Source organism: Solirhodobacter olei (genome assembly GCF_004010155.1).
Lineage (GTDB): Bacteria > Pseudomonadota > Alphaproteobacteria > Rhodobacterales > Rhodobacteraceae > Solirhodobacter > Solirhodobacter olei.
Map to the genome: position 1 here is coordinate 1 of NZ_RRYH01000073.1, position 1,142 is coordinate 1,142.

General features: G+C 64.1%; 1 protein-coding gene and 1 pseudogene. Both read right to left on the reverse strand.

All coding sequences use genetic code 11. The annotated features are described in order from the left end of the window. Positions 1-198: 198 nt before the first annotated feature. Positions 199-873 (reverse strand): glutathione S-transferase family protein, encoded by a 675-nt coding sequence (locus EIP85_RS22430; RefSeq protein WP_164871870.1) that lies wholly within the window; start codon positions 871-873, stop codon positions 199-201. Between the two features lie 20 nt (positions 874-893). Then, positions 894-1,142, reverse strand: a pseudogene (locus tag EIP85_RS22435) (VOC family protein); the annotation flags it as partial.

Sequence of the window (1,142 nt, forward strand, 5' to 3'; positions counted from 1 at the left end):
CGGGCCATGCTCGCTGGCGGGGACTGACGAAGGCATCTCCCGGACGAACTGCCCCCTCCCGAGGACTTCGCGGGTCGTCAGCTCGAAACTTGCCGGGCACCGCGCCAGTCGCGATGGCGCGGCGGCCAAAGGCCGCGAGCCCGAACGACCGGTTCGGGAAGTCCCACCGCCCCCTTATCCGGCAGGGGCCATCCGCAGCTACGCCGAGACGAACTCTTGCTCCTTCACCGAGGCCGCGAACCCGTCGAGTTCGGCGCTGATCTCCTTCCAGTGCGGCAGCGCCTTCACCCGGTCGAGCCAGGCGCGGATGCGCGGGTAATTCGAGAAGTCCGAGCCCACCATCTCTCCCAGGGCCACGATGCTGCCGAGGAAATAATCGGCGATGGTGATCCGGTCGCCGGTCAGCCAGGGCTTGCCGTGGCCCAGCCAGTAATCGTTGAGGACCTGCAGCCAGAACTGGCTGTTCTTCAGCCCCCATTCGATGGTCAGCCGGTGTGCATCGTCGGTCTGACGCTTGTGATGCGGGAAGAGCTGCGGATAGCAGAGGTTGTAGCCCCAGTCGCGGTAGAAGTTGGAATTCGCCCAGTCCATCACCTCGTTGACCTTGGCGCGCGCCTTCAGATCCTTTGGGTATTCCGGCAGATCGAACTTCTCGGCGAGGTATTTCAGGATCGCCGAGCTTTCGGTCAGCTTCAGGTCGCCATCCTCCAGCACCGGCACCAGCCGGTTGGGGTTGAAGGAGACGAAGGGTTCCTGGTGATGCGCGCCGGTGAAGAGGTCGACCACGACGGGGTCCACCTTCAAACCCTTCTCCGCGATGAAGAGGCGGACGGGGCGGCTCGTAATCGAGGCGGGATGCATATGCAGCTTCATGGGGGTCACCTCCGGTTGGGTCATCTGTTGTAAGGATCGCGCGGGGCGCGGTCGGGCGAGAGGGTCTGCTGCCGGCGCTCGACCAGCATCTCGATCGCGTCGGCAAGGTGGATTTCCTCGATATGATCGTCGCCGCGGCCGACGCGGATGCGGTGGGCCTCGATCATCACGTCGGCATGGGTGCAACCCTCGGGCGGGAAGAAGCGGTAGCTGGCGAGCTCGATGGTCAAGCCCATGGGGTCGTTGAAGTAAATCGAATCCATGAAGCC

Excerpts from the sequence above, each read along its gene's own strand:
- EIP85_RS22430 (WP_164871870.1), bottom strand. The coding sequence starts at position 873 with ATGAAGCTGCATATGCATCCCGCCTCGATTACGAGCCGCCCCGTCCGC.